The organism is Arthrobacter sp. CJ23 (genome assembly GCF_024741795.1).
GTDB lineage: Bacteria > Actinomycetota > Actinomycetes > Actinomycetales > Micrococcaceae > Arthrobacter.
Genome location: NZ_CP102950.1, coordinates 2,449,365 through 2,475,736, shown reverse-complemented (window position 1 = coordinate 2,475,736; position 26,372 = coordinate 2,449,365). Strand labels below are relative to the sequence as shown.

The window sequence follows — 26,372 nt, the reverse complement described above, 5'->3', positions numbered from 1 at the left end:
CGGCTAGGCACGGTGGTCCCGGAGGACACCGGGGGGCACCTTCGCGCGGCTCTCCGCCCGCGGGGGCGTTCCACAGCACCACCACCGATTTCCCGGAGGGCGGCAGGCAGTACAGTGTCCAGATGCCCAAGAGCGCCCGGGCGAAGGGCCGCCTCGCGGGCATCGGCGAACTCCACCAGCGTTTGCTCTCGATTTCCCGGTCCCAGGCCCGGCACGACAAACGGGTGAAGCTGCAGGTCATCTACCGTACGGACGGGCGGGGCCGTGTCATGGAGATCGGTTCCAAATCCGGGTACCACGCCTCCGACATCCTCAGCGATGTCAGGGACCTGCACGGCGGGGACATGACGTCCTGGATCCTCTCCCAGAGCCGGGAGCGTTACGAGAACCTGGACCTGAAAAAATCACCGCTGGTCTCGGTCACGATGACGGTCTTCAATGCCGTCCGGACCAAGCCTGCCCGCAAGGCCCAGGACGCCGCGGGAACCCAGCCGGCGCCGCCGACGCTGAACCGACCACACCACCCCGCCAAGGGCCAACCCTGCCGGACAGCACCGGACAGCACGGGACAATACGGGGCTGGACACCGGGAAGGGCGCTCGCCGCCGGTGGGGCCCGGGTGCGGGTGTGCCCTTGCTGCCGGGCCGTGCCATGGCCCGGTGGCAGGGGCACGCATGATCTCGTGCCTGCAAAAGAGGAATCTGCACATGAGGGGGGCGTCCCGGTGCGTCATGGGGGGTGCGGGGCGTGAAGAATGAAAGGTACCCCATCACTGAAAAGGAACCCCCGTTGCCATGAGTACTTTGAAGGAACGCCTCCACGCCGATGTCATCACCCATATGAAAGACCGTGACAAGACCGCGCTGGCCACGGTCCGTAACGTGCTGGGCGAGATCGAAACCCGCGAAAAGTCCGGCAAGAGCCCCGTCGCGCTCGACGACGCCCAGGTCACGGCCTTGCTCCAGAAGGAGGCCGCGAAACGCCGCGACACGGCCCGCATCTACGCCGAGGCCGGCGAGAGCGGCCGTGCGGCCGCGGAGATCGCCGAGGCCGAAATCATCGAAAGCTACCTGCCCCGGGCGCTGGGCGCAGCCGAGGTCGAAACCATCATCGACGAGGCCCTCGCCGCGCTCAGGGCCCAGGGCCAGGAACCCACCCTGCGCCAGATGGGCGCCGTGATGAAGCCCGTGACCGCGAAGATCGCCGGCCGCTTCGACGGCAAGGCCGTTAGCGACCTCGTCCGGGCCCGCCTGAGCTGACCGCCGCCCCCGCACCGGCTCCACCCGGCGAAGGGGTGCCATCGTGGGAAGGGGTGCCGCCGCGGCCGATGGCCCGCCCCGGGCCCGCACCACGCTCCGGGGGGCCTCGGACGGCGTCAACGGCTCCCCGCCTGCCCCCGTGCCCCCCCCCCTTGACGGGGCCGGCCACGCAAGCCGCTCCGCCCCCCCCCCGGCGTGGGCGGCCTGCGGCACCCCACGCTCTGGGGGGCCGGCGCCGGGACGGCGCCTGCCGCCCCCCGGGCCGGGCTCCGGGGTCCCTGCCCTGCTTAGCGCCGCATGAAGAGTGCTGTCTTGGCGTGCATGGCGCTCGCGGCGAGTTCGTAGAACACGACGATCAGTCCGAGGACTTGGCCGGCATCCGTGACCGTGCATTCGACCGAGCGCTCGCTCGTGCGCCGCGCACCCGGAATCGACAGGGCAAGCTCGGCGGCGGTTGCCGTGGGCATATCCACCGCAACCCTGAACTGCGTCGGCAGTTCCGGAACGGTGAGGGTTGCCGCGTTCCGCACGGCGCGCGCCGCGGCGTCGCGGATGGCTCCGCGGGCCACGGAAGGCGCAAGCGATGCGGTGGACGTGTAGCCGTGCGCGACTTTGACCTCGACGGCCTCGACTCCGGCGAACTGCTCCCGTGCGATGCGGCAGATCACGTCATCGCCGCTGACGAGCCCGACGGGTACCCCGAGCGAGGCCGCGTACATGGCGTTGACCTCGGCCTCCGAGACCACCGCACCGTTCACCCGTACCTGCGTGAAGTGGCTTGAAAAGGTGTGCGCAAGCACGCCGTATTCTCCCGCGGGGGCGTGGTAGCCGATGAACAAGGCGACGTCGCAATCCGCGGTGAGTCCCTCGGCCATGCACTGCGCCTTCGGACTGCCGAACACGACGATGGCCCGGGGGTCCAGAAGCTCGTGGATCAGGTTGTCCATCGTGCCGTGCGAATCGTTGATGACAACCTCCTCCGCACCGGCGTCGAAGGCACCCGCGATGGCGGCGTTTGCCTCAAGCGTCATCAATTCCTGTGCACGTGGATAGCCGTAGCCGCCGCGGACGACCTGGTCAAAGGTCGCGACGCCGGCGACGCCCTCCATGTCGATCGAGATGAATGTCTTGACGCTCACGAGCTCTCCTTCGAAGGTGGGGCGCGCAGACGGGACTGCGCCCATGGACCTCAGTATTGCGGCCACACACCTCACCGCGCCTGGGCCGGGGCAACCAATGCAGGGCTTCAGCATTGTTTGATCGGACGAAGTGCGGGGGCGGTGGAGCGTCGAAGGTAGAGGGACAAGACACCAGTGGACTCACCGCCACGAGAAGGGGAATCACCGTGACGCCCAACACCTCTACGAACCGCCCGCTTGAGCTCGAAGATCTCGGGCGCTTCGTGGTGCTTGAGCCGAGACCGCGATCTCGCCAGATGGCACGCTCGTGGTCTTCACCCGCACGGAAACCTTGAACGGCACGGCGCACAGCTCGCTCTGGGCGGTCAGCGACGGCTCCGAGGCCCGCCCTCTGACGAGCGGCCCGGCCGATTCCGGCCCGCAATTCGTTCCCGATGGCTCCGCTGTGCTCTTCCTGCGGGCCTCCGATGGACCAGCCCAGGTGTACCTGCTGCCCATCGGAGGAGGCGAGGCGCGGGCACTGAGCTGCGCCGCCGACTTCCCCCCCTGGGTGTTGCGGCCGCGCGCGTCAGCCCCGAGGGCCTGCGCCTGGCCATCACCGCACCGGTTTCGCGCAACGCAACGGGATCCGTGGTGGAAGAGCCGATCGTGATCGACAGGCTCGGCTTCAAGACCGATGGGCTCGGCTGGAACGCGGCCGTTCGGCTGCACCTCTTCGTGAGCGAGATCGCCTCCGGCCACGTGCGGCGCCTCAGCGACGGCGACTGGAATGCCAGCGAGGCAAACTGGTCCCCCGACGGCCTGCTGATCGCCTTCACGGCCGCCATCGAACCTGGCAGCGACCTCGATTGGACGAGCGGCGCCTACGTGCTCGACGTCGACGCCAAGATGCCGCTGCCGCGCCGCATCGGCCAGGCCACCAGCGTCAGCGGGGCACTGTCATGGTCACCGGATGGTGGCTCCGTGATCGCGGTCGGGAATCGCGCTCCGCGCACCGGCAACGCCGAGCTCCTTCGTCTTTACCTCGGCACGGATGCGGCCGACGCCTCGCTCACTGCCGCGCTGGACCGCAATGTCATGGCCGGCTTCCCGGGCTACCCCGGCGGGCGCCCGACGTTTCGTGCCGACGGCTCCGAGATCCTCTACTGCCCACGAGAGCGCGGCTGGACGCAGCTGCACGCGCTCGCCGCCGATGGCACGGGCTCACGGGCATTGCTCGCAGGGCCCCACCAGGTGGTCTCTGCCCTGTCCGTGGCGTCCGCTTGCGCGCGTGTGGCCTTCGTGCTCACGACCCAGCAGAGCCTGGGTGAGGTCGCGACGCTGGACCTGGCGACGGGCGTCCTGACGGTGCTCACGAGATTGCGCGAGAGCACCCTGGCCGGCATCGAGCTGTTCGAGGCCGAAGAACGCGAGTTCACCATCACCGATGGCACGCGCGTTCATGGGTGGTTGCTCTCGGCCCCGCAGACCGAGGGCGCGGCGCCCCTGCTGCTCGACATTCACGGCGGCCCCCACAACGCCTGGAGCGGTGTCGCTGACGGCGTTCATCTTTACCACCAGGTCTTGGCGGCGAAGGGCTGGCGCATCCTGATGGTGAACCCCCCCGCGGTTCGGATGGCTACGGGGACGCCTTCTACCGGGCCGTAAACGGGGGCTGGGGCACCGCCGATGAACGCGACTTCCTCGAGCCGATCGACACGCTCGTTGCCGAGGGCCTCGCGGACCCCGACCGCCTCGCCGTGACCGGTTACAGCTACGGAGGCTTCGGCACCTGTGCGCTCACGGCAACGACCCCCCGGTTTGCCGCGGCCGTCGCCGGTGGCCTGATCTGCAACTTCTCCAGCATGGCCGCCGATGGCGAGCACGCCGCGTACTTTTCCGAGATGAGCACCGGGGTTGCGCCGCTGGGCCACTACCGCGAGCTTCTGGACGGCTCGCCGATCGCCCGGGTCACCAATGTCAGAACGCCGACCCTCATCCTGCACGGAGCCGAGGACGCAAGCTGTCCCGTCGGGCAGGGCGAGGAATGGTTCAAGGCCCTGCGCCTGGCCGGGGTGCCGGCCCGCCTTGTTCTCTACCCGGGCGGGAGCCACCTGTTCATCCTGAACGGCCCGATCGAGTATCGCATCGACTACAACCGCCGTCTCATCGAGTGGCTCGAAAGCTACACACGGCCCGTCTCGCGCGCGCGGCCGCGCGGCCTCACCGCCGCCGGCCACGGTGCCGGCTTCTGGCGCCGCCGCCTGGACGTTCTGCGCACCCGCTACGGGGTCACCGCCGCACAGTTCGGCATCGTGCGGCTCAACGAGAACGGCACCCCGATCGAGTGCACCACGGCGAGCTCGGGAGTGCTCGACACCGGCTCCGGGGTATCCACGACGGACGACGCGCTTTTCCAGATCGGCTCGATCACCAAGGTCTGGACAACGGTCCTCATCATGCAACTCCTCGACGAGGGGCGCCTGGAGCTGGATGCGCCGGTGCAGAGCATTCTGCCCGATTTCGCCCTCGCGGATCACGCCACCGCTGCCGCCGTCACCGTGCGGCACCTGCTGATCCACACGAGCGGCATCGACGGGGACCTCTTCACCGACACCGGCCCGGGCGATGACTGCGTCGAGCGCTACGTCGAGTCACTGAGGAGCGCCAGGCAGGTGCACCCGATCGACGAGCGTTTCTCGTACTGCAACGCAGGCTTCGTCGTCGCGGGACGGATCATCGAGGTGCTGCGAGGCTGCACCTGGGACGCCGCGCTACGCAAGCACATCATCGCCCCCCCCCCATGGGACTCGAACACACGATCACCCTGACCTCGGACGCCCCACGCTTCGCCACCGCAACGGGGCACACTGGCTTCGGCGAGGCAGCCGCGCCGGTTTCGACGTGGCCGATCACGCGCTCCATGGGGCCAGCGGGCCTGATCACGGCGAGCATCGGGGACCTGCTCAGCTTCGCCCAGACCGCGCTCCGCGGCGGTATCGCACCCAACGGCACACGCATACTCTCCGCCGAATCGGCCAGCGCCATGCTCGAGGAACAGGTGAGCCTGCGCGCAGTATCGCCCGCGACCATTGGCTGGGGGCTCGGCTGGTTCCTCGAAGACTGGAAAGGAACATTCGTCTACGGACACGATGGGGGCACCATCGGCCAACGCGCCTATCTGCGGGTCTTCCCGGAGGACGGTTTCGCGCTCGCGCTGCTGAGCACGGGAGGCCAACCGGATGGCCTCTACCGGGAATTGTTCGGCGATGCCGCCAGCGCCGTCTCGGCGGCGCGGATTCCGGATGCCTTGCAGGCGGACCCGGAGGGCCCGTCCGCCGCGCTTGCCGCAGAGATTGCCCTGACACCGCTCAGCTACGCCTCCGGCGCAGCGGCGCTCACTTTCGAGAACGGCGAGCATGGTCCGCAGCTGACCATGCGCGAACTCACCGACATCCTGCAGGACGGCGCGGAGCCCAAAGCAACCACCCTCAGGCTTGTGCCCGCCACCGAGCCCGGCGTCTTGCTCTTCACCGCGCCCGACTCCGCGGGCTGGGCCCACTTCCGTCCGCTTGAGAAGGGCGCCTATCTCGGGTACCGCTACATGCCCCACGGTGATGCCTCGTGACCGGTGCTCTGCCCACGAGCCAGGCCAGGCGCGACAAGATCGCCTCACGTGCCGAGGCCCAGGCCCAGGCACTGGCTGCGGCCAGCGGGATCAGCGTCCGCACCCTGCACGACCCGGCCGACATGGAGTTGGCCTCCGCCCTGCTCGCGACGATCTGGAAGGCCGAGGGAAACGCCCCGCACATCGACCCGGGCCTGCTCGTCGCGCTCGCCCACGCGCACAACTACGTGGCGGGCGCCTACCGCGGCGCGGACCTGATTGCCGTGTGCGTCGGGTTCTTCCACCCGCCCCCGGACCGGGCGCTGCACTCACACATCGCGGGCGTCCGCGGCGGGAGCGTCGGGGCCGGGGTCGGCAAGGCACTCAAACACCATGAGCGGGCCTGGTGCCTTCGCCGCGGGACCGACACCATGACGTGGACCTTTGATCCGCTCATTGCGCGCAACGCCTACTTCAACATCCACCGGCTCGGGACAGCCGCAAGCGAATACTTGCCCAATTTCTACGGAGAGATGACCGACAGCATCAACCGCGGCCAGGACAGCGACCGGATGCTGCTGGCCTGGGATCTGCTGCGGGAGCCCGGTGCCCGCATCGCGGCAGGCACCCCGGAACCGGAGGCCTGTGTCCTGCACAACGAGGACGGGGTGCCGCGCCTGTGCCTCGATTCCCCGGGCTCGGCGCAGCGCGTCCGGGTCGAGATCCCCTCCGACATCGAAACGATGCGCATCGAGCATCCCGAGCGGGCCGCCCGCTGGCGCCCCGCGCTCCGTGAGGCCCTCGCACCACTCATGAACGACGGCTGGCAGGTCACCGACTTCGCCCGCCGCGGCCACTACAGTCTCGAAAGGACCCCCGCACGTGCGCATTCTCAGCATTGACCTCATCGATATCACCCTGCCCCTCGTCTCGCCCTTCACCACCTCGTTCAGCACCCAAACCTCCCGCGCACCGCTGCTCGTCAAGGTCAGCGCCGAGCACAACGGCCGTGAGGTGACCGGCTGGGGCGAGTGCGTGGTCCTGGACGGGCCCGTGTACTCGCCCGAGTACCTCGATGGCGCGCGCGAGGTGTTGCAGCGCTTCCTGATTCCGGCGCTCTACGCCTGGCAGGAGGCGGGCAAGGCACTCACCGCCGAGCTCGTCGGCCACGTCCTTGAGCACATCGTGGGCCACCGCATGGCCAAGGCCGCGCTCGAAATGGCGATCCTCGATGCCCAGCTGCGGGCGACGGACATCTCCTTCGCCTCCTATTTCGGCACGACCGTCGAGGCGGTTCCGTCCGGCGTTTCGGTTGGAATCCAGAAGTCAATCCCGGATCTGCTTTCCGCCGTAGGCGGCTACATCGACCAGGGCTACGTGCGCATCAAACTCAAGATCCAGCAGGGCTGGGACATCGAGCCCGTCCGCGCAGTGCGGGAGCGCTTTGGCGATATCCCGTTGCAGGTAGACGCGAACACCGCCTACCGGCTCGTCGACGCCCCGCACCTGCGCAAGCTCGATCCCTTCAACCTGCTGCTGATCGAGCAGCCGCTCGCTGAGGACGATCTGCGCCAGCACGCCCTCCTCGCCCGTGAAATCTCGACGCCGATGTGCCTGGACGAGTCGATTGTCTCTGCCGCCTCCGCCGCCGACGCCATCGCCCTGGGGGCCGCGGCAATTATCAACATCAAGCCCGGACGCGTTGGCGGGTACCTCGAAGCCAAACGTATTCACGACATCGCCGTCGCCCATGGGGTCGCTGTGTGGTGCGGCGGGATGCTCGAGACCGGCCTGGGACGTGCGGCAAATGCGGCACTCGCCGGCCTGCCCGGATTCACCTTGCCCGGAGACATCTCGGCATCGGAGCGCTTCTACACGCAGGACATCACCGAACCCTTCCGCATCGAAGAGGGCCGGATCCGGATCCCGAGCGGCCCGGGCATCGGCGTCGAACCGATCCCTGCGGTGCTCGCCGAGGCGACGACAGCGACCCTGACGGTCGCCCCACAGTGAGCCCAGAGCCCAGAGCCCAGAGCCCAGAGCGAGCGCTCGCCGTTAGCTGAGTAGGCGCAGCTGGATCATGGCTGCGAAGCGCGCTTCCGGGTCGCTCAGGTCGATCTGTCCGATGGCGGAGAGCCGGCGCAGGCGGTAGCGGAAGGTGTTCGGGTGGGTGTACACGAGCGCGGACGCCGCAGCGACGTCGCCGAAGGCATCCAGCCAGGCGCGGAGAGTTTCAACAAGTTGTGCGTTGCGTGCCCGGTCGTACTCGAGCAGCCGTGCGACCGGGCCGCTGGGGCGGTCCCCGCGGGCGGCGGCAAGGTCTCCGAGTTCGACCAGAAGCGCCTCAACCTGCACATCGTCGAAGATCGCGAGCTGGGCATGCGAGCGGCCGAGTTGAAGCACGCGCAGGGCGCGATCGGCGCTGACGCGGGAAGCGGGCAGTGCCGCATGGTCTTCGGCGATGGTGCCGATACCGAGCAGCAGGCGCCGGTCACCGCCGATGCGGGCGAGGAATTCTTTGGCAACTCGTGCGGCGCGCCGCTCGGCGTCGGCTTGATCCGGGCGAACGCTGACGACACCGTAGACGATGTTGCCGATGAGGGCGGCGGCGGAGCGGGGGTATACCGCGCCCAGGTGCATCGAGAGGGCGTCGGCGATGCGTTGCCGTGCGGCGAGAAGACGCGCATGTGCGGGCCCGCCCTCCTCGTCCTCTTCGGAATCTGCGGCAGCGAGCGCCAGCACCACACAGCGGTGATCGGTGAGGCGCAACCGTGAGGCCGCCTCGGCTGCGCCGGCCCCGCCCTCAAGCACCGTGGCCAGGAGATCGGCCCGCAGCCTGCGCTCAACGTCGGCGCCGGCGCGTATCCGCAGCATGTGCAGCGCGACGAGCTTCGCGGCATCCTTGAGCGCCCCGATCCGGTCTTCCGGCATGGGTTCGCGCACCGCAACCCAGATGGAGCCGAGAATCTCGTCGCCCGCACGTACCGCGAGCGCCACCCGGGGGTAGGAGGCCACGTGGGCGTCGGCGTCGACGGGAGCGACCTGGATGGGGTCGGTGCTGCGGTACAGCTCGCGGAACACGCCGCGCTGTTCCAACTGGCGCAGGTAGCGCTCGGGAACCTGACGGCCGAGGATGGTCTCGACGCGGGCGGGATCGGCTTCGTCTTGTTTGCCGGAGAAGGCGAGGACCCGGGAGTTGCGGTCCTCGATCGTGACGGGCGCGTTGAGAAGGGTCGAAATTGCGTTGGCGAGCGAGAAGAGGTCACCGGCGGGCATTCCACCGAGGCCTTGTGGTCCGCTCTCGCCGACATCGCCCTCCGCGATGAGCGAGCGCAGCATCGAAGTGAGTTGGGCCCAGGAGGCGCCGCGGGTCAGCGCGAGCACGGGAATGCCGGATTCTTCGGACGCGCGGATGACCGCCGGGTCTGCACTCACTGGCGCCCGGAGCACGAGGCCGGCGGCGTCTTGGGTGGCGAGTGTTGTGAGCAGCTCGACGATTTCCTCGCTCTCGCGCATCCCGACGCCGAGCACGAGCGCACCGTGTGAGGGGACCGCATCGTCGAGGCAGTCGTGGATGATGACCGTCTCGATCTGCTGTTGGGCCTCCGCGTTTCCGCAGACGAGCTCAAGAAGGGTCGTTCCGAGGTCTTCGAGCACCCGGCCAAGGCTTGAGCGCGGACGTGTCGTCACTGAAATGAGCACGTCTCCGACACTACGGGCGGACGGTACGACTCGACATTGTTGCGCACGACGAAATCGTACCCCGATTTCGTCCGGTGTTACCGAATGCAGCCCGGCGGTGTTCCGTGGACGAGCAGGGCGCCAAGGTCAGGACCGCGCCTTCGTGTCGATGACATAGCGGCGCGAGGAATCGAAGCCGAGCACCCGCCCGCCATCATCCATGAGCGCACCCAGGCTCTCGCGCAGGGCGGCCCGCCAGCGCGAAGCGGTCTCGGGCGCCCTGCGGCGCAGCGCCTCGATGTCATCCGGGGGCCGGACAAGCACGAGCCCCGCTCCGGTTCTTCGCCTGGCCGGCTCCTCGTGCGCGGAGGGCTCAAGCAGCGTCTGGGCGTCATCGGCCCGGTGTGCGCCCGGCCCCCGGAGCCGCGGGCGTTCCGTGGCAGGCCGCGGCCACGCATTCGAGCGTCGACGCCCGCGATATGGCTGTGCAGTGCCTGCTGTGAGGGTGCGGCAAAGAACCCCATGCACGCACCGACCAGCTTCCCGCCGTCGAAATTGCCCGCAGGGTTTCCGTATTGACCGGCCCCCGGGCCAGATCCGAGGCCCAAATGCGCTCGAAGAGCGCCACGACCTCGGAGAATTCCTCGACCTGGTGCAGCAGACGGATCGTGATGCCCGCGGAGTCCGCCGCGGCCCGCGCCGCCTGACGGGCGTCCTCGAGGAGGCCTTCACTTGTGCCGCTGGCGCCCAGGGCCCTCATCATGCCGATACCGATGCGGCAGGATCCGTGCGTGCAAACTCGTGGATGAGCTCGGCGATGAGCGCATGGACGAGGCCAGTACGTTCGATCCATGCCCCAACGAGCGCGTGTTCATTGTCCGCGTGCGCACCACCGCCCACCGCGCCGAGCCCGTCGAGCGTAGGAACGCCGATCCCGGCCGTGAAGTTGCCATCGGAGGCCCCGCCGACCGAGGCGCCCTCAAGACGGCCGAGCCCAAGCTCCTCAGCCAAGCGGCTGGCACGGGCGAACAATCCCAACGCGGCCGATTCCTCCAGTGGCGGACGGTTCGCCCCACCGGTGACGTTCAGCACGGCATCGGGTAACGTCGCCGCGAGCCCGCGCATTGCCGTGTCCACCCTGTCTTGCTCGGCGAGCGTGCGCACCCGCACGTCCACGGCGAAACTGGATGCGGCCGGGACGGTGTTTGTGGTCGTGCCGGAGCGCAGCAACGTCGGCGTGACCGTCGTGCCCAGTTCCGCGTCGCCCAGGCCTGCAACGGCAAGGATCTGGTGCGCGGCCTCGATCGAAGCGTTGACACCGCGCTCGGGCTCAAGACCGGCGTGCGCCGCCCGCCCCTGCACCGCGACCTCGTACAGTGAGACACCCTTGCGGGCAACCTTGAGCGCGCCACCGTCGGCCGATGCCTCAAGAACGAGGGCAGCGGCGCAGCCCAGGGCCTCGTCTTCGATGAGCTGCCGGGAGCTGGGCGAACCGAGCTCCTCGTCGCCGGTCACCAGCAGGCTCACGCCATCACGGTTCGGAAGGGCCGCAATGGCATGGAACGCCATCACCAGTCCGGCCTTCATATCGAAGGAGCCCGGCCCGCGCAGCACGTCGCCGTTGACCTCGAACGGATGCTCGATGAGCGATCCGACCGGCCAGACCGTGTCGTGGTGGCAGAGGACGAGAACCCGGGGGGTACCGAAGCGCCAGCGCAGGTGGGTGTGCCCCTCGATCACGATCCGCTCGGGGGAGCAGCCGAGCAGCCGTTCCCCGAGCTCGGTGATCGTGTCCGCGCTGCGGGCGATGGCAGCCAGGTCCGCGGAGGGCGATTCGCGTTCGATGACCGTACGCAGGTCTTCGAGCATCTGCTGGGTGTCGAAGTTCACAACGCCACCTTGGGCATGGCCCGTGCACCGAAATGCACGTACTGCTCGCCCGTCGGCAGTGCGTAGAAAACCAGCGAGAGCCACCCCTGGGTGCCGGGCGCCCGCAGCGCGAATTGGCCATCGCTCACCGGGGTGAGGGCGTACTCTTCGACGGGATTCGGCATGGATTTGGCGACGACGCCGCTCACGGTCGTGCGCATGCGCACGGCTTCCTCCTCCTTGAAGACCTCCATGAGGACGCCGGAGCGCTCGTAGGTACCCAGATACGCCGACATGTCGCCCGTGTACGGCTCCGCTGGCGGGCCGAACGATCCCGGAATCGAGATCTCGGCCAGTTCGCCGAAGATCTCGTTGTAGAGCTCGATGTACAGATCGCGTGTGTTGCCGCCGTTGGTGAGCAGCGTCACGGCGAGGCCATCTTCTGGCAGGATCCGCAGGAAGGCGGCCTGGCCGATCGTGTTGCCGTCGTGACCGTAGAGGCGCTTTCCGCCCCAGTCGAAGCGGATCCAGCCCAGGCCCCAGGAATCGCCGAGCACGTACGGGTCAGGAACGTCGCTCTGGTGCGTGGTCATGAGCTCGGCGCTCTGCGCCGAGAGAATGCGGGTGCCGTCGGTCGCGAGCCCGGACCTCAGATGCATGCGGGCGAACTCGAGCACGTCTGCCGCGGTGGCATCGATGAGTCCGGCGGGGCCAAGGGAGCGGGGGAGTGACCACATCGGGGCGAGAAGGGGGCCGTTCTCGTCGGCGCCCACATGGCCGGCGGCGGCACGGTGGAGCAGAGCCTCCTCGGGCAGCGTCACGGTGTGCTTGAGGCCCAGCGGTGTGAACAGGCGATCGCGAAGGGCGTCATCCCAGCTGAGACCGGTGAGCTTTTCGATCACGCGGCCCATGAGTGCGAAGCCGGAGTTGCAGTACGAGAAGGTCGCCCCGATGGGGTGGTTCTGCTTGACCTCGGAGAGGGCCTGGACGTACTTTTCGAGGCAGTCGTCGCCACGGCCGGTGTCGGTGAAAACGTCACCGTCGATGCCGCTGGTGTGGGTGAGCAGGTGACGCATTGTCACCGACTTGCTCACCTCGGCGTCGGCGACCCGGAACTCGGGGACCACGTCGAGGATCGGAGCATCGAGGTCGAGCTTGCCCTCGTCGACGAGCTGCATGATGACGGTCGCCGTCCACACTTTCGAGATCGAGCCGATCTGGAAGACGGAGTCCTCGGTGGTCTGGACGCCGGTGTTGATGTTGAGAACGCCGTGGCTCGCCAGGACAGGCTCCTCGCCCAGGCGCAGGATGCCGAGCGTGGCCCCGGGAACTTTGTGGGCGGCGGCCAGCTCGCTCAGGCGCTGCTGCCAGTGCGCGGCGTTGAGGGCCTTCTTGCGAACGGGGGTGCCGGCGGCCGGGGCGTAGCGCTCCACCCAGTCGACGATGCGCTTGTTCCAGTCGGCGCGGTGCGAGGGCGCCCCGTTGAGAATAAACAGGTGCGAGCCGCCCGGGTAGAGCACGAGCTCGCTGGGCACGTCCTGTTCGCGGAGGGCGGTGAACCACTGCTCGGCCTGGCCGACCGGGCAACGGTGGTCCTCGCCGCCCTGCACGATGAGGGTCGGGGTTCGGACCTGGCCCACCAGGCTGTAGGGCGATTGCGGGGCCAGGAGTTCCGGGTTCTTCCACGGCAGGGCACCGTTCTCAAGGCGCGACAGGAAGTGGCCGGCGTCCGATGTGCCCGCGACACTCGTGAGGTCGGCGACAACACCGCCGGCGACGGCCGCGGCGAAGCGGTTCTCGCGCGAGGTGAGGTAGCAGGCCATGAAGCCGCCGTAGCTGTAGCCGGTGACGGCGAGTCGTGCAGGGTCGGCAACACCCTCGGCGACGAGATCGTCGATCGGCTCGAGGAAGTCCTTGGCGTCGCTCGTGCCCCAGCCGCCGAGAACTCCGCGGAAGAAGTCGTTGCCGTAGCCGTCGCTGCCGCGCGGGTTGAGCGTGAGCACAGCCCAGCCGCGGGCAACGAGTTCGTGGTGGTAGGCGTGGACGGGGTCCGCGGCCCCGTTCCACGCATTGTGCGGCCCGCCGTGCACATCGAGCAGGAGCGGCAGGGGGCCGGTGCGCTGCGGGTCCCGGCGCAGCCAGCCGTGCACGAGGAGGCCATCCGAGGTCGTGAAGCTCCGCGGCTCGGCGACGATGAGGCCGGTCTCCTCCGGCGAGTAGCTCGTGAGCGGCGTAGCGGTGCCAGAGCGCAGATCGACCGTGGCGATTTCACCGAAGGACGTTTCCGTCGAGAGCACGATCGCGGCGGTGTTGCCGACGACGGAAACCCCGGACACGTTGGCCGCTCCGCCGACGATGACACGCTGCACCGCACCGTCGATGCCCGTAGCGTAGAGGTGGGTGTAACCGCCGTCGCGCAGGCAGAAGAAGACTGTCTGGCCATCGGCACTCAGTTGCGGGAAAGCGCCCGGGTAGCCCGCGCCGCCCGGCATGACATTGCGGTCCAGGGCCGAGGTGATGTCCCGCGGCGCTTCGCCGTCCAGGGGAAGGAGCAGCACGCTCGCGTTTCCCACCTCGGCATCGGTGCGACCGACGGCGATGAGCTTGGCGCCATCAGGGGTCCAGCCGGTGACGGCGAGCTGCACATCGGCGGCACCGACGAGGCGTGGCCTGGCGTTGCCCTCGCTGGAGGACACCACATAGGCGGCCGTCTCGAAGGTGAGGTCTGAATCGGCCTCTTTGCCGGTGGAGAAGGCGATCCGTTCGCCGTCCGGGGACCAGACCGGATCACCGGCGTGCCAGTCGCCGCGGGTCAGCCGGGTGATCTCGCCGCTGCCCAGGGCCACGACGTGGATGTGCTTGCGCAGCGTGCCAAGGAGACCGGCACCGTCGGCCTTGTAGCCGAGCCTGTTGATGACGATTGGTGCCGTGCGGCGCTTCGCGGCGTCATCGCTGCCTTCGCCGGGCAACGCAGCAGAGTCGATGGGGCCGCAGAACGCGATGCGCGTGCCGTCGCCGCTCCACACGGGGGGCAGCCGGCGCCGAGCGGCTGCGTCGTGACCTGCTCGGCTTCGCCGCCGCCGACCGGCAGAACCCAGATCTGCGGCGGCCCATCCTGGGCGCGCAGGAAGGCCAGACGTGTGCCATCCGGACTCCACCTCGGTGTCGAGTCGCCGGTTCCAAGGGTCAAGCGGCGCGGTTCCCCGCCCTCGGCGGCCACGAGCCACAGTGAGCGTTCGTCGCGGTCTTCGGCGCGGTTGGTGCTCTTCAGAACATAGGCGATGCTGCCACCGTCCGGCGACAGGGCGGGCTGCTCTGGAAGCTGCGTGGCAATGAGCTTGTCAATGCTTACACGTTGTTGTGCCATCGTGAGTCTCCTGTTCAAGGGGGTACGTTGTGCGGGGTCTAGCTGGAGCGGATGCTGTCGCCAAGCGGGGTCGACAGCTCGGGGTACCCGCCCAAGGAGCTTGCGGGCCCGGCGAAGTGGCAGGCCGCGGCGTGCCGCGCCGTCGTGGGAAGCGGCGGCGGGCTCTGCACGCAGATCTGACGCCCGGGGTGGACCAGCGGCCCCATCGGGCAACGAGGGTTGAAGCGGCACCCGCTCGGCGGGTGATGGGGGTCTGCGGGCTCGACGTCCAACAGGGCGGCCGGATCAACGGCAAGAAGGTTGCCGTGGCGGGTCGGCACGGAGGCGAGCAGCTCGCGGGTATACGGGTGCTTGGCGTTGTTCAGCACCTCATCGACCGGTCCGAGCTCGACGATGTGGCCGAGGTACATCACGGCGATGTAGTCGCTCAGATAGCGCACCACCGAGAGGTTGTGCGAGATGAACAGCATCGTGAGCTCCAGCTCGGCGCAGACATCGCGCACGAGGTTCAGCACCGAGCCCTGCACCGACACGTCAAGCGCCGAGGTGATCTCATCGGCGATGATGACCTCGGGCCGTGCGGCAAGCGCCCGGGCCAGGCCGATGCGCTGGCGTTGGCCGCCCGAGAGGGCACCCGGCAGCGAACCCGCACGGTCGGGGTCAAGGTTGACAAGCTCAAGCAAACGCCCGACCTCGGCGCGCTTGGCCGCGGCCGAGGAGAACGTGCCGCGCGGAATCATCTCGGCGATGGACTCCCCGATCGTCATCCGCGGATCGAGCGAGGAGAACGGGTCCTGGAAGACCATCTGAATCGGATCTGCAGCGCCGCAGTTTCCTGACATCGACACCGTCGAGCGTGATCGTGCCGCCCGTGACAGGGGCGAGCCCGATGGCAGCGCGGGCGAGCGTGGACTTGCCCGAACCTGATTCGCCGACGAGGCCGACGACGGACCCGGAGGGGATGGTCAGCGAGGCGTCATCGACGGCGGTCAGGCCCGTGCCACGGGACCCGTATCTCACGCTGACATGATCAAAACGTAGCTCGCTCACCGCGTGCCTCCCACAGTTGCGACCGGCGCAGCTTCGGTGTGCGCGGCGGCGCTGCCTGGCTCCGGCAGCCTCACGCCGCTATCGCCCCCTACGGGGTTCCAGCAGGCGATCCGGTGCCTGCCGCCGTGGATCTCCAGCTCGGGGTCGGATTCGCGGCACTGTGCCGTCGCCAGCGGGCAACGAGCGGCGAAGGCGCATCCGGGCGGCACCTCCCCGGGTGCCGGCGGGCGGCCGGGAATCACACCGAGGGGCTCTTCGCGGTCGGTGTCCAGATCGGGCACGACCTCAAGCAGGGCGCGGGTATAGGGGTGGCGTGCGCCCGTGTAGAGGTCCGCCGTCGGAAGATCTTCGACGATGCGCCCGGCGTACATGACCAGCACGCGCTCGCAGCTTTGCGAGACGACGGCGATGTCGTGGCTGATCAGCAGGATCGCCGCGTTCGTGTCGGTGCGCACCCGCGCCAGGAGCCGAAGAACCTGGCGCTGTACCGTGACATCGAGGGCGGTGGTCGGTTCGTCGGCGATGATCAGCTTGGGGCTGTTCATGAGGCCCATCGCGATCATCGCGCGCTGTCGCATCCCGCCGGAGAACTCGTGCGGGTACTGTTCGGCGCGCCGGGCGGCTGCGGGCACGCGCACTGCCTGGAGCCGCCTGACGGCGCGTTCCATGGCATCCTGTCTGCTCATGCCCTGGTGTTCCTGTGCGGCTTCGGCGAGTTGGCTGCCGATGCGTCGGGTGGGGTTGAACGAGGTCATGGGGTCCTGAAACACCATTGCCAGTGACGTGCCGAGCAGCCCACGAATGGTCTTCTCCGGTGCGGTCAGGATCTGGATGCCGTTGAACTCGAGGCGATCGGCGTCCACGACCCCTGGTGGTTCGATGAGTCGGGAGGCGGCCAGCGCGGTCAGGCTTTTGCCCGAGCCGGATTCGCCGACCACTCCCAGCGCCTCACCCTCCCTGATCTCGAAGCTCACTCCGCGAACGGGGTGCACCAGGCCGCCGGGTGTTGGGTATGAGACGCGGAGGTTCTCGATGCTCAGGATCGTGCCGGTGGAAACGGTGGAAACGGTGGGAACCGCACGGGTGGTGGGCTGCGGCAGCGGCGGGAGCGTCCAACGACCGATGGCGACGCGGCCACCGGCAACGGATGCGGCGCTCTCGCCGAGGAGGTTGAACGCGAGGCTAGGCAACGATGACGGCGGCGGCCGGGCCGAAGGCTGCGGCGGGGTTGATGTAGATGCGGTTGAGTCCCTCGCTGAGCAGCTTGCCCCAGTCGTAGGCGGGAAGCTGTACGCCGATCCCGAGAAAAGACAGGCCGGCGAAGGCCAGCAGCGCACCGCCGGCGGCAACGGTCGCGTTGACGATGAGAGGCTCGGCAATGTTTGGCAGTACGTGCCGGATGAGGATGCGCAGGCGCGAGACGCCGGCGGTGCGCGCGGCGGAGATGAAGTCACGGCCGGCGATCGCGGCAGACATGGTCTGGGTGAGGCGGGCAAAGCTCGGGGCCATGGCAAAGCCGATGGCGAGCACGGCCCCGGTGGTGCCGACGCCGAAGACCACGGCGAAGAACAGCGCGAGCAGGAGGCCGGGGAAAGCGACGGCAATGTTGACGATGCCGACGACGAGGCGTCCGGCCCAGCGCGGGAGCACGGAGGGGGCCGTACCGAGCAGGGTTCCGACCGTGACGCCGATGAGGACTGCGATGACGGCGAGGGCGACCGAGAGCTGGGTGGCAACCAACACGCGGGCGAGGACGTCGCGCCCCAGCGCATCCGTTCCAAGGAGGTGTTCAGCGCTTGGACCTTGCTGTGTGCCATAGGTGTCGATGGCCTGGGCCTGTGCGCCCCCAGAGCAGGGGGGGGCAAAGATCGCGAGCAGGGCGACGAGAAGGACGAGAACCGTGGCGGTGGCCCCGACCGGGCTACGGACGATGGAAAGCCACTTCAGGCGAGTGGGCATCAGGACTCCCGGATTGTTGAGCGCGGATCGAGAAGTGCAAGGACGATATCGATGAGGAGGTTGACGAGAAGTACACCGATTCCATAGATGAGCACGATGGACTGCACCACCGGGTAGTCCTTGGACAGGATGGACTGCACGATCATGGTGCCCAGGCCCGGCCAGGCGAAGATGTTTTCGACAAGCACGGTGCCCGCGACCATGCCGCTGAGGAGGAGACCGGTGAGGGTGAGCGTCGCCGTCATGGCGTTGGGGAGGGCGTGGCGGATATAGATCTTGCGCGGGGCCAGGCGCTTGGCGCGGGCGGTGCGCACGAAGTCCTGGCCGAGGACGCTGAGGACCTCGACGCGGATGATGCGGGAGAAGACAGCGATTGGCCCGACGGCCAGGGCGACAACGGGTAAGACCAGCGCCAACGGGCTGTCATTGCCGAGCGATCGGGAACCACCCGAGGTTGACCGCGAAGATGTAGACGAGCCCGACGCCGAGGAGGAACTCGGGGATTGCGGCGAACACCACACAAATGATGGCGAAGCTGAGTTCGAGCCCGCGTCTGCGGCCGCCGCGGGTCACCACGGCCATGGTGACGCCGAGCGGAAGGGCGACGAGCAGAACGAGGAGGCAGGCGAGCAGGGCGATCTGCACAGTGGCAGGGAACCGTGTCGCGATAATGTGGGGGACCGGCTCGTTCGTGATGGTGGAAACCCCGAGATTTCCGGTGAAGAGCTTGGCGAAGTAGTTCACGTATTGCACGATCAGCGGCTGGTCGAGGCCGAGCGCGGCGCGCCGGGCCTCGACCAGCTCGACTGGTGCGTTCATGCCCAGTGCCGCGCGAACGGGGTCCCCGGGCACGAGGTGGATCATGAGGAAGGCCGCCGTGATCAGCACCCACAGCGAGACGATGAACTGTCCGCCCCGTCGCAGCGCGAAGCTCAGCCAGGGGCTGATTCCTGCCCGTGGTGCGGCGGCGGGTGCGGCAGCGGGTGTGGCCACTGTTTCGGCTGTGGTGCTGGTCATGGGGCTGCCCACCTTCTCGGGTTACTTGAACAGACGAATTGACGCGGGCTCGAGACTGTCGCTCTGAGTGAACTTCGCCTTGCTGCCGAACACAGACACAACCGAGTTCGCGAACGGGATGACGTCTGCGGCGCCGATCAGTGCCGCCTCGGCGTCCGACCAGTCCTCACAACCTTCTTTGCCCGGTTTCGTCGCGGCAGAGCTCGCGGCGGCGATGTAGTCCGCGTTATCGGTGTAGCCGAAGTTTGAGCCGTTCGGCGGGGTTTTGCCGGAGAAGAACGGCACGATCTGGCTGGGCAGGCCAACGCCCAGTGAGATGAGTGAAACGTCCCAGTCGCCGGTACCGAAGAGCGTCTCGCTCACGCCGTTGGCATCGACACCCCTGGGGGTCGCCTCAACGCCGATCTTTTTCCACATCGACTGCAGCAGCTCTGAGGTCGAGCCGAAAGAGTCGGAAATATACGAGGGGTAGATGACGCTCAGTGAGAGCTTCGCTCCGTTCTTCTGGCGTATACCGTCCGATCCGGGCTTCCAGTCGGCGGAATCGAGCGCGTCGGCTGCGGCCTTCACATCGAAGGCCGGGATGCTGGCCGCCGCCACGTCGGCATTGCAGGGGTTCGGCGCCAGGTTGACGAGATTGCTCGGCGCGGTGCCTGTGCCGCTTGAGAGAACCGCGCGCAGCTCTTCGAGGTTCAGGCCCTGGGTGAGGGCAATGCGAAGTGCCTCATCAGAAAGCAGCTTCTTTGGGTTCTTGTTGAAGTGAATCTGTCCCAAACCAGCCTGAACATCATGGGAGAAGAGCTTCTTGGCGCGCAGCCGCCCGGAATCGGGCCCCACAACCTGTGCGGCGTTCAGCTCGCCGGAAAGCAGCAGATTTGTCGCGGTGGTCTCGTTGGGCAGGACCTTGAAGATGACCGTGGCGGGGATGCCGGCCTGCTTCGGGTCCCAGGTGCCGGGCCCCCAAACGAACTCTTTGCGCCGGGTCAGTGTGTACTGCGAGTTCGGGGCGATCCCGGTCATCGTGTACATGCCGGTCGCGCCTTCCCCCTTGGCGAGCGCATCCGCGTTGGCAAGCGCCGGCCCGCACACCATGTGCACGCTGCCAACGTTTTCGAGCAGGAACGCGTCGGGCGCGCCGCTCCTCACACTCAGCACGCCGGTTGCGTCCTCGCCTGTCGCGACGGTGCCGGCCTGTACGTTTAGCCCGACGAGGGGGTGAGCCGTTCTTCGGGTCCGCAATGAAGTTGATGTTCTCCGCGAGCATTGATGCGGTGATCACGGTGCCGTCAGCGCAGGTGGCGTCGTTGCGCAGGGTGAAGGTGGCGTTGGTGGTGTCGGCCTCCCACGCGCTCGCGAGCCCGGAAAGGATGGTGCCGTCGTTGCCTACCTCGACGAGGCGCGAATAGAGGAAGCGGTCGATGGTGCGCGCGACACTCATCGCGGTAATCATGGGGTTGAGGTTTCCCGGGTCGGCGCCGATTGCCATCGTGAAGGTGCCGTCGGTGGCAAGCTCGCCGCCGGCGTCGTTGCCGGAAGCGCCGGGCGCGGTGCAGGCCGTGAGCGTGAGTGCTGCCGCCCCAACGAGGGCGACGAGTGGGGTGATGGAACGCATGGGATGCCTCCAGCTGTTGTGTGCGGGATGGGATGTGTGCGGGTGCAGTTACGAGGAAAGCGTCCGGAGGTGCTCAACCGCGAGGTGACCGGCGACGCCGATGGAGGCGTCGACGGCGGGCAGCCGCTCTGCCAGCGAGTCAGCTCTGGTGAAGACGGCGACCGCATACTGCCGTCCGTCCGGGTAGGTGACGACGCCCGCCTCATTGCGCACTGCGGGCACGGTTCCCGTCTTCGCGGCAATCAGTACATCACTCGGGAATCCCGACGACAGCCGGTGCGGCCAGATCTGCTGTGCCATGATGTCCCTGGCGATCTTGCAGGCCGCCGGAGACGCCGCGGTGTCAGTCCAGATGGCATTCAGCAGTGTCGTGATGTCCCGCGGAGTCGACGCGGCAGTGCGCAGCGGATCAAGGATCGACAAGCCCCAGATCTGCTCGGCCGTCGCCGCACCCAGCAGCTCCTCAAGGTCGCTCTCCGACCCGCCGCCGAGGTCTTCAACAACCGAAGCGAACAAGTCTTCGCAGCAGCCGATCAGACGCGTCTGGCTGAGCCTCAGGTCGCTCACGACCTGCTCAACTGCCTCCCGACCTAGCCGGTGGTAGAGGACGTCGGTTGCGGCGTTATCGCTCATCACCATCATGTTGTAGGCAAGGTCACGCCAGCTGGCCTCGACATCGTCGGCGAATCCCGCGGTGCCAACCCCGCCGGTGCGGTAGCGCGCAGTGACAATTGTCCGCCCGCTCGGATCCAGCCGGCCGGCATCAACCGCGCGAACAAAGGCGACCAGGACAAAGACCTTGAAGACGGACGCAAGAATTACACGCTCGTCGGAGCGGACCGAGACCTCGTCGCCGCCGTCCGCTCCGACTTCACGCGCGTGCAGGAAACCGGTGGCTCCAACCCGCGTGAAGACATCCGAGATCGCAGCGCTCATGCCGACACGCGCCGATCGGCGCGACCAGTGTGCAAGTACAGCGCGTTGCCGTCGCCGTCGTTGCCCACGAAGGCATGCGGTGTGTGCATCCCATGACGGGCTTTACGCGGGATAAGGGTGTCGCCCTTCCAATGCACCAGCTCGACCCGGGGCTGCTCCGGGGCAAGCCCGGCGAAGATCCCCTTCATCTTCTGTTCGATCCAGATCCGCCCCTCTGCGTCCTGGGTGACATGGGAGTCCGCGACCTGTGAGCTGTAGGTGCCGACGTAGCGCGAGGCATCGATGGCGTGGACGTCGTTGGCGGGGGCGGGAAGCTCCGGCACGACAACGCCAGTGAGACGGTTGATGACGGGGGAGATGAGCTCCCTGTAAAGGCCAAGAGCATCGCCGCCGTTTGTCAGCACCGCAACCGCGGCCTTCTGCCCAGGGATCACGCGGAGGAAAGCGGTCTGGCCGATTGTTCCTCCGTCATGGCCGATGACGGGCCCGCCCTCCCAATTGAACAGCTCCCAGCCAAGACCCCAGCTATCGCCCATGAGACCGAGCTCCGGAAGCTTGACCTGCTGTTCCTGCATTGCTGCAACGCTTTCGGCGCTCAGGACCTGTTTGCCATCCGGGCCAACTCCGCCGTCGATGTGCATCTTCGCGAAGGCGACAAGGTTGCTCGCGCTCATAGCGAAAACGGATCCGGCCGGAGCGTTCGAACGCACCAGCGACCAGACCTGCGCCGGCTCCGGGGGCAGCACCCTCGCTCGAGCTGAGATGACCAAGCGCCGCACGGAACATGATTGCCTCGCCCGCCCCCGTGGCCGCGTGCTTGAGCCGCAGCGGATCGATCAGGTACTCGCGCAAGCAAGCCTCATAGTGCTTGCCACGAACAACCTCCACGATCCGGCCCAGAACCGAGAAAGCCGCGTTGTTGTAAGAGAACATTTCGCCGGGTTCGAAAAGCTGCGGCACCTCGGCGAGGACCGGCATGAACTTCTCGACGGCGTCCTCGCCCTCGGTCGTGGCCGTGAAGATATCGCCCTCAAAACCGGAAAGATGGCTGAGAAGCTGACGAACGGTGATCCTCGCCGCAGCGGCCTCATCGGCAATGACAAAGTCCTTGACGTAGCGGCGAACAGGCGCGTCAAGGTCGACGAGCCCCTCATCAACAAGCTGCATGACCAGCGAGGCCGTCCAGACCTTGGTAATGGAACCGATCTGGAAGACCGAATCAGCGGTGGCCTCAACACCGCTCGCCTTGTTCAAGATGCCTGCCGCGGTCCGGACCACCTCGCCATCACCGAGAATCGCCACAGATGCAGCGGGTACCTGGTACTTGGCGATGAGGCCAGGCAGCCTTTCCTCAACCCAAGCACCCACCTGTGACAGTGATTCCACCATGAAAGTTCCTCCTCGTTGAGAATGCGATTTCGCTGAGCCTATTCGCTGCGGCCACACCAAAAACTGGTAGCAAACGACGAGACTTGCGTGCAGCTTGGTTCGATCGCACAAGGTGGCGCGCTCGCCGCCGGATGGGTCGGGCCCCCTTTGCGCGTGTGGACGGTGTGATCATCCAGACCATGAAGTACTTGTAGCGGATCCGCAGTTCCATGGCTCGTCGGAAGAGCCCCACGGTAGGGCGGAGACTCAGCGCGGTGTCGTTGGCGCGTACCTGGACGCCCCAGCACTCAATGTCCACTACGGCACATGGGCGTGGATGATTTGAAGCCATGAACTGACACGGAACCGGGCGACAAGATTCATGGCAACAGTCCGGGCCTCCCAAAGCAACAAGGGATTAGTGAACGCCGAGGCTATGCGGCAAATACTGAATTCGGGGAGCACCGACAGCCAACTACCGGCGCGCTCGCGGTTTCCGGTGCGGTAACAGACCCCCAGGCCCCGGGGGTCTGCCTCTGCCCTCTTTACCTTGGAGCGGATGCCCAATGTTGGACAGATGTGATGTCCGTTGTACACAGCGGTTCCGTGGGGCGTGCGAACTGTCCGCCTTGTGTGGCTAAGGCGTTCCGGGCGGCGGGTAGCTGGGGCGCCTATTCCTCGTCCGGTCCCGATCAAACCCTCCGTCCCGCCGCCCGGTATCCCAACATCCGGCATTCGACAGCGCCGGTATCCCAACATCCAGCATTCCAAGGCGCCGGTATCCCAAGCATCGGGCTGGGGGCGTCCGTTTGTGCTGCAATCCGACCACCGCCGACGCATTCACCCTCACCAGGCAACCCCGAACACCCCGAACCGGCCGATAAACACTCTCCTCCTCCAACGCCGTGAACGGCTCACGGAAAAACTACGCCCACACAGGGAACCACCACCGTGCACGATTGCCGCGAAACCGGGCATCAGTGAGCCACCCATCCCGATCACTCTCACCGAACGGCGCTCGCCGTCCCGGACCCCTGCGCACCGCCTTGAATGAGGTGGTGGTGAGGTTGATGGGCTGGAAGCCCCTTGCCCGGACGCTCCTGCCGCCCCACGCACACCAGCCGACCCCCCGGACAAAACCGTGCTGTTCGTAGACGCCTCAGGCACTGGGACCGCGAAGCCCAAGACAAGCGATGGCCTCAAAGCCCAACAAAGGCCCGCACCTCCAGCCGGGTACGGGAGCCACCATAGCCACGACACCGCTCAGCCCTGGACGGCTGCCATGACGCGCTCGCCGTTGAAGCATTCCACCATCAACCCACGTACCAACCGGGCATGCAGAGAGACAGGCCCACCCAACCCAAGTACCTCACCACGCACCAACGGTGCACGCCCGCACTCCTTGCCGCCAGGCCGTCAGAGAGTGCGCCCCGCCTGTCCAGTGCAAGTGGTTGATGGGTTCTCGTAGTGGAGCAGAGGACGACGGCGACTCCCAGCTGTCAGCCGGTGTATGGAAGTCTTCCCAGCAGCCGGCGCCGTCAAGCCAATGCGCGAAGGGCACCGAAAAGCTGAGATATGGGGCCGACTTCCCCTGGCTGGTATGTCGTGATGCTGCCAGGCGGCGCGGCCGCAGGCCTTGGTAGGGGCTTCTTTGGTGGCGGGCCGCGGCAGGGCGTGCCAGCCCCGGGGGTGGTGGCGTGTGCGTTTTCCTTGGCAGCGCGGGGACCGCCCCCGGGCTGCAAGGCCCGGGGGCGGATGTGTGAGTGTTGCAGGGGATGGGGAGAACGCCAGTAGGGCACATACGACGGCTCGAGGGCGTCGCGCTAGAACCGGGGGAGGCAATCGACGGGTGCGGGGGGCCGGCGCGCCAGCGTTCCGGCACAGCACCGCCACCCACCGCTCAACCCGATCACGCACCAATGCGAGCGCCGCCCATAAAACCCAACCACGCACCCCCCACGCACCCATGGTGAACAGCAAAGCACTCAACCCCATCACCCACAGTAGGCCGCCAGGCGGCAGGGGAGTGCGCCAGCACTCCCGCCTGGATAGGGCTGGCGCCCCGTCTCGTGCAAATGGCGCATATCTTAAGCTGGCAGCAAACTTTGTAAGTATTGGGGCAATGCCGCTCGTCTCCTCGGTGTGAAATCATGATTGGGTTTTATGGGCGCTCGCGTGGTGCGTGATCAGGTGGTGATGAGATGACGGTGCTGTCGCCAGCAGCTGCTGTAAATCGGTGCCTCAGTTCTGACGCGACGCCGGAAGCAAATTTGCTGTATTCTCCCAATCCCCTGCAACGCTCACGCATCCGCCCCGGGCCTTGCAATGCCGAAGTCCCAGCAAACGCGCGCACACGCCTGCCCCCGGGCTGGCGCGCCCTGCGCAGCCGCCTGAAACTGCAAGACCTGCTGACGCCACGACATGCCAGCCGGGAAGTCGGCTAACTTTTCGGTGCGCTCGCGCATTGACATGCAGGAAGATAAGCCGCGTAGCTGACGGCAGAGTCGTCGCCAGCTCCCGCTACGATTATCAACCGCGCGCTCGTTGGCGCGGAGCGCATTCTGACGGCCTGGCATCAGGGTAAGCGGGCGTGTTGGTGCGTGGTGAAGGTACTGGCCCAGACAAATGCATCTCTGCAAATGCCGAGTTTGACGCGTGGGTTGATGGTGGAATGCTTCGAGCGGCAGCGCGGCTCGTAACAGCCGTCAGGCGCGATATGGTGGCTCCCCGTACCCGACTGGGGTGCCGACTATTGGCGCAGGCCATCCTTTATTGGGCTTCTCTGGTGCCTGAATACGAACGGCAGTTTATCAGCGTCGGCGTCTGTGAGCGGCAAGCCTCGGAAGAACTTCAACCGCCGCGCCTGTTCAGGCGGTCACTAAAGTCCGGAACAGCGAAGTATTGCCGTCTGCTGATCAGGATACCGGCGCTATCAGCAATGCCAGCGATGTTGGAATTGCCGATGCGGCAGAGGCGGGACCAGACGGCGATAGGCAATACCGCCCGGAACGCCTTAACCCTGCAAAGACGACGCCCCGCGGAACCGCTGTGGCAACAATCGCCAGCGTTAAATCCGCTCCAGATGGAAGACGAGAACAGACGAGACCTGAGTCTATTACCACGCCGGAAACCGCAGTACGCGGCTCCCAGTGTATTGCCGCATGGCCCGGCGATTCTGAAATCAGAGCCCGGATATTGCCATGAATCTTAATCGTATTCCGTAATCGGCATGACTCAAATCATCCACGCCCGTAATGCGCAGTGAGACGATTGAGATAACAGGGCATCGGAAGTACGCGCCAGTACGCTGGTCCACGCCTACCGGCTCTTCCGGCAGTATAGACACAGCGATCCTGATATTCCTGCCATCCACGCGCGCAGAAGGCCGGTAAAATCCGGCGGGCGCGCTTTTTTGTGCGATCGAACAAATACGCAAATAAATAAAATCGTTGCCACCAGTTTTGGTGGCCACGGCTGAATAGGCAATATACATTCTCAACAGACTTTCATCAATTGGGATCACCCTGTC

The 26,372-nt window shown here is 66.9% G+C and carries 22 protein-coding genes and 2 pseudogenes; 7 read left to right on the top strand and 17 right to left on the bottom strand.

The genetic code is table 11. The annotated features are described in order from the left end of the window. The first annotated feature begins 122 nt into the window (after positions 1 to 122). Both NVV90_RS10925 and NVV90_RS10920 read left to right on the top strand, forming a co-directional pair. Positions 123 to 758: a hypothetical protein gene (locus NVV90_RS10925; protein ID WP_258437330.1), complete on the top strand. Its 636-nt coding sequence runs from the start codon at positions 123 to 125 to the stop codon at positions 756 to 758. A 36-nt stretch (positions 759 to 794) separates the two neighbouring features. Continuing rightward, a complete protein-coding gene (locus tag NVV90_RS10920; RefSeq protein WP_258437296.1) occupies positions 795 to 1,259 on the top strand; it encodes a GatB/YqeY domain-containing protein in 465 nt (154 codons plus the stop codon). 287 nt (positions 1,260 to 1,546) lie between these two features. Here NVV90_RS10920 and NVV90_RS10915 read toward each other — a convergent pair whose 3' ends face one another. Further along, positions 1,547 to 2,398, bottom strand: a complete 852-nt coding sequence (locus NVV90_RS10915) for a M55 family metallopeptidase (protein WP_258437329.1) — start codon at positions 2,396 to 2,398, stop codon at positions 1,547 to 1,549. Between the two features lie 717 nt (positions 2,399 to 3,115). On the opposite strand from NVV90_RS10915, the gene NVV90_RS10910 reads away from it, so the two are divergent. The 5 genes from NVV90_RS10910 to menC are packed head-to-tail and all read left to right on the top strand — an operon-like array spanning position 3,116 to position 7,997. Then, complete coding sequence (locus NVV90_RS10910) at positions 3,116 to 4,045, top strand: hypothetical protein (protein ID WP_258437328.1); 930 nt, start codon at positions 3,116 to 3,118, stop codon at positions 4,043 to 4,045. Then, a complete protein-coding gene (locus NVV90_RS10905) occupies positions 3,976 to 5,208 on the top strand; it encodes a prolyl oligopeptidase family serine peptidase (protein WP_258441139.1) in 1,233 nt (410 codons plus the stop codon). Before NVV90_RS10910 ends, NVV90_RS10905 begins: the two co-directional genes overlap by 70 nt. Then, entirely contained in the window at positions 5,181 to 6,005 is an 825-nt protein-coding gene (locus NVV90_RS10900; protein WP_258437327.1) for a serine hydrolase, read from the top strand. The genes NVV90_RS10905 and NVV90_RS10900 overlap by 28 nt, the downstream gene beginning before the upstream one ends. Beyond that, the gene (locus NVV90_RS10895; protein ID WP_258437301.1) at positions 6,002 to 6,886 is read left to right on the top strand and encodes a hypothetical protein; all 885 of its coding nucleotides are present in this window, start codon (positions 6,002 to 6,004) and stop codon (positions 6,884 to 6,886) included. Before NVV90_RS10900 ends, NVV90_RS10895 begins: the two co-directional genes overlap by 4 nt. Then, on the top strand, positions 6,867 to 7,997 hold the full coding sequence (gene menC / locus NVV90_RS10890; RefSeq protein WP_258437302.1) for an o-succinylbenzoate synthase: 1,131 nt from the start codon (positions 6,867 to 6,869) through the stop codon (positions 7,995 to 7,997). Before NVV90_RS10895 ends, menC begins: the two co-directional genes overlap by 20 nt. A 42-nt stretch (positions 7,998 to 8,039) precedes the next feature. Here menC and NVV90_RS10885 read toward each other — a convergent pair whose 3' ends face one another. The 16 genes and pseudogenes from NVV90_RS10885 to NVV90_RS10815 form a co-directional block, all read right to left on the bottom strand. Then, the gene (locus NVV90_RS10885) at positions 8,040 to 9,686 is read right to left on the bottom strand and encodes a CdaR family transcriptional regulator (protein WP_258437326.1); all 1,647 of its coding nucleotides are present in this window, start codon (positions 9,684 to 9,686) and stop codon (positions 8,040 to 8,042) included. A gap of 126 nt (positions 9,687 to 9,812) precedes the next feature. Then, entirely contained in the window at positions 9,813 to 9,989 is a 177-nt protein-coding gene (locus tag NVV90_RS10880; RefSeq protein WP_258437325.1) for a hypothetical protein, read from the bottom strand. A gap of 67 nt (positions 9,990 to 10,056) precedes the next feature. Continuing rightward, the gene (locus NVV90_RS10875) at positions 10,057 to 10,428 is read right to left on the bottom strand and encodes a hypothetical protein (protein ID WP_258437324.1); all 372 of its coding nucleotides are present in this window, start codon (positions 10,426 to 10,428) and stop codon (positions 10,057 to 10,059) included. Then, positions 10,425 to 11,555, bottom strand: a complete 1,131-nt coding sequence (locus tag NVV90_RS10870; protein WP_258437305.1) for a M20 family metallopeptidase — start codon at positions 11,553 to 11,555, stop codon at positions 10,425 to 10,427. The genes NVV90_RS10875 and NVV90_RS10870 overlap by 4 nt, the downstream gene beginning before the upstream one ends. Next, positions 11,552 to 14,560 (bottom strand): serine hydrolase, encoded by a 3,009-nt coding sequence (locus NVV90_RS10865; RefSeq protein ID WP_258437323.1) that lies wholly within the window; start codon positions 14,558 to 14,560, stop codon positions 11,552 to 11,554. Before NVV90_RS10865 ends, NVV90_RS10870 begins: the two co-directional genes overlap by 4 nt. 379 nt (positions 14,561 to 14,939) lie before the next feature. Next, the gene (locus NVV90_RS10860; RefSeq protein WP_258437321.1) at positions 14,940 to 15,743 is read right to left on the bottom strand and encodes an ABC transporter ATP-binding protein; all 804 of its coding nucleotides are present in this window, start codon (positions 15,741 to 15,743) and stop codon (positions 14,940 to 14,942) included. 43 nt (positions 15,744 to 15,786) lie between these two features. Continuing rightward, positions 15,787 to 15,921: pseudogene (locus NVV90_RS21070) on the bottom strand (ATP-binding cassette domain-containing protein); the annotation flags it as partial. A 26-nt stretch (positions 15,922 to 15,947) separates the two neighbouring features. Then, positions 15,948 to 17,141, bottom strand: coding sequence for an ABC transporter ATP-binding protein (locus tag NVV90_RS10855; RefSeq protein ID WP_258437320.1), 1,194 nt, complete (start codon positions 17,139 to 17,141; stop codon positions 15,948 to 15,950). Beyond that, positions 17,134 to 17,910 carry an ABC transporter permease gene (locus tag NVV90_RS10850; RefSeq protein ID WP_258437319.1) on the bottom strand — a complete coding sequence of 259 codons (777 nt, stop codon included), beginning with the start codon at positions 17,908 to 17,910 and terminating at the stop codon, positions 17,134 to 17,136. The genes NVV90_RS10855 and NVV90_RS10850 overlap by 8 nt, the downstream gene beginning before the upstream one ends. Further along, a complete protein-coding gene (locus NVV90_RS10845; protein WP_258437318.1) occupies positions 17,910 to 18,326 on the bottom strand; it encodes an ABC transporter permease in 417 nt (138 codons plus the stop codon). Before NVV90_RS10845 ends, NVV90_RS10850 begins: the two co-directional genes overlap by 1 nt. A gap of 7 nt (positions 18,327 to 18,333) precedes the next feature. Continuing rightward, the gene (locus NVV90_RS10840) at positions 18,334 to 18,927 is read right to left on the bottom strand and encodes an ABC transporter permease (RefSeq protein WP_258437317.1); all 594 of its coding nucleotides are present in this window, start codon (positions 18,925 to 18,927) and stop codon (positions 18,334 to 18,336) included. Positions 18,928 to 18,948: 21 nt separating this feature from the next. Then, positions 18,949 to 20,082, bottom strand: coding sequence for an ABC transporter substrate-binding protein (locus NVV90_RS10835; protein ID WP_258437315.1), 1,134 nt, complete (start codon positions 20,080 to 20,082; stop codon positions 18,949 to 18,951). Positions 20,083 to 20,587: 505 nt separating this feature from the next. Continuing rightward, positions 20,588 to 21,475 carry a serine hydrolase gene (locus tag NVV90_RS10830; RefSeq protein ID WP_258437311.1) on the bottom strand — a complete coding sequence of 296 codons (888 nt, stop codon included), beginning with the start codon at positions 21,473 to 21,475 and terminating at the stop codon, positions 20,588 to 20,590. Continuing rightward, complete coding sequence (locus tag NVV90_RS10825; protein WP_258437314.1) at positions 21,472 to 22,149, bottom strand: serine hydrolase; 678 nt, start codon at positions 22,147 to 22,149, stop codon at positions 21,472 to 21,474. Before NVV90_RS10825 ends, NVV90_RS10830 begins: the two co-directional genes overlap by 4 nt. Before the next feature lie 136 nt (positions 22,150 to 22,285). After that, positions 22,286 to 22,864: pseudogene (locus tag NVV90_RS10820) on the bottom strand (serine hydrolase domain-containing protein); the annotation flags it as partial. Between the two features lie 3,160 nt (positions 22,865 to 26,024). Then, positions 26,025 to 26,336, bottom strand: coding sequence for a hypothetical protein (locus tag NVV90_RS10815; protein WP_258437313.1), 312 nt, complete (start codon positions 26,334 to 26,336; stop codon positions 26,025 to 26,027). Positions 26,337 to 26,372: the final 36 nt, after the last annotated feature.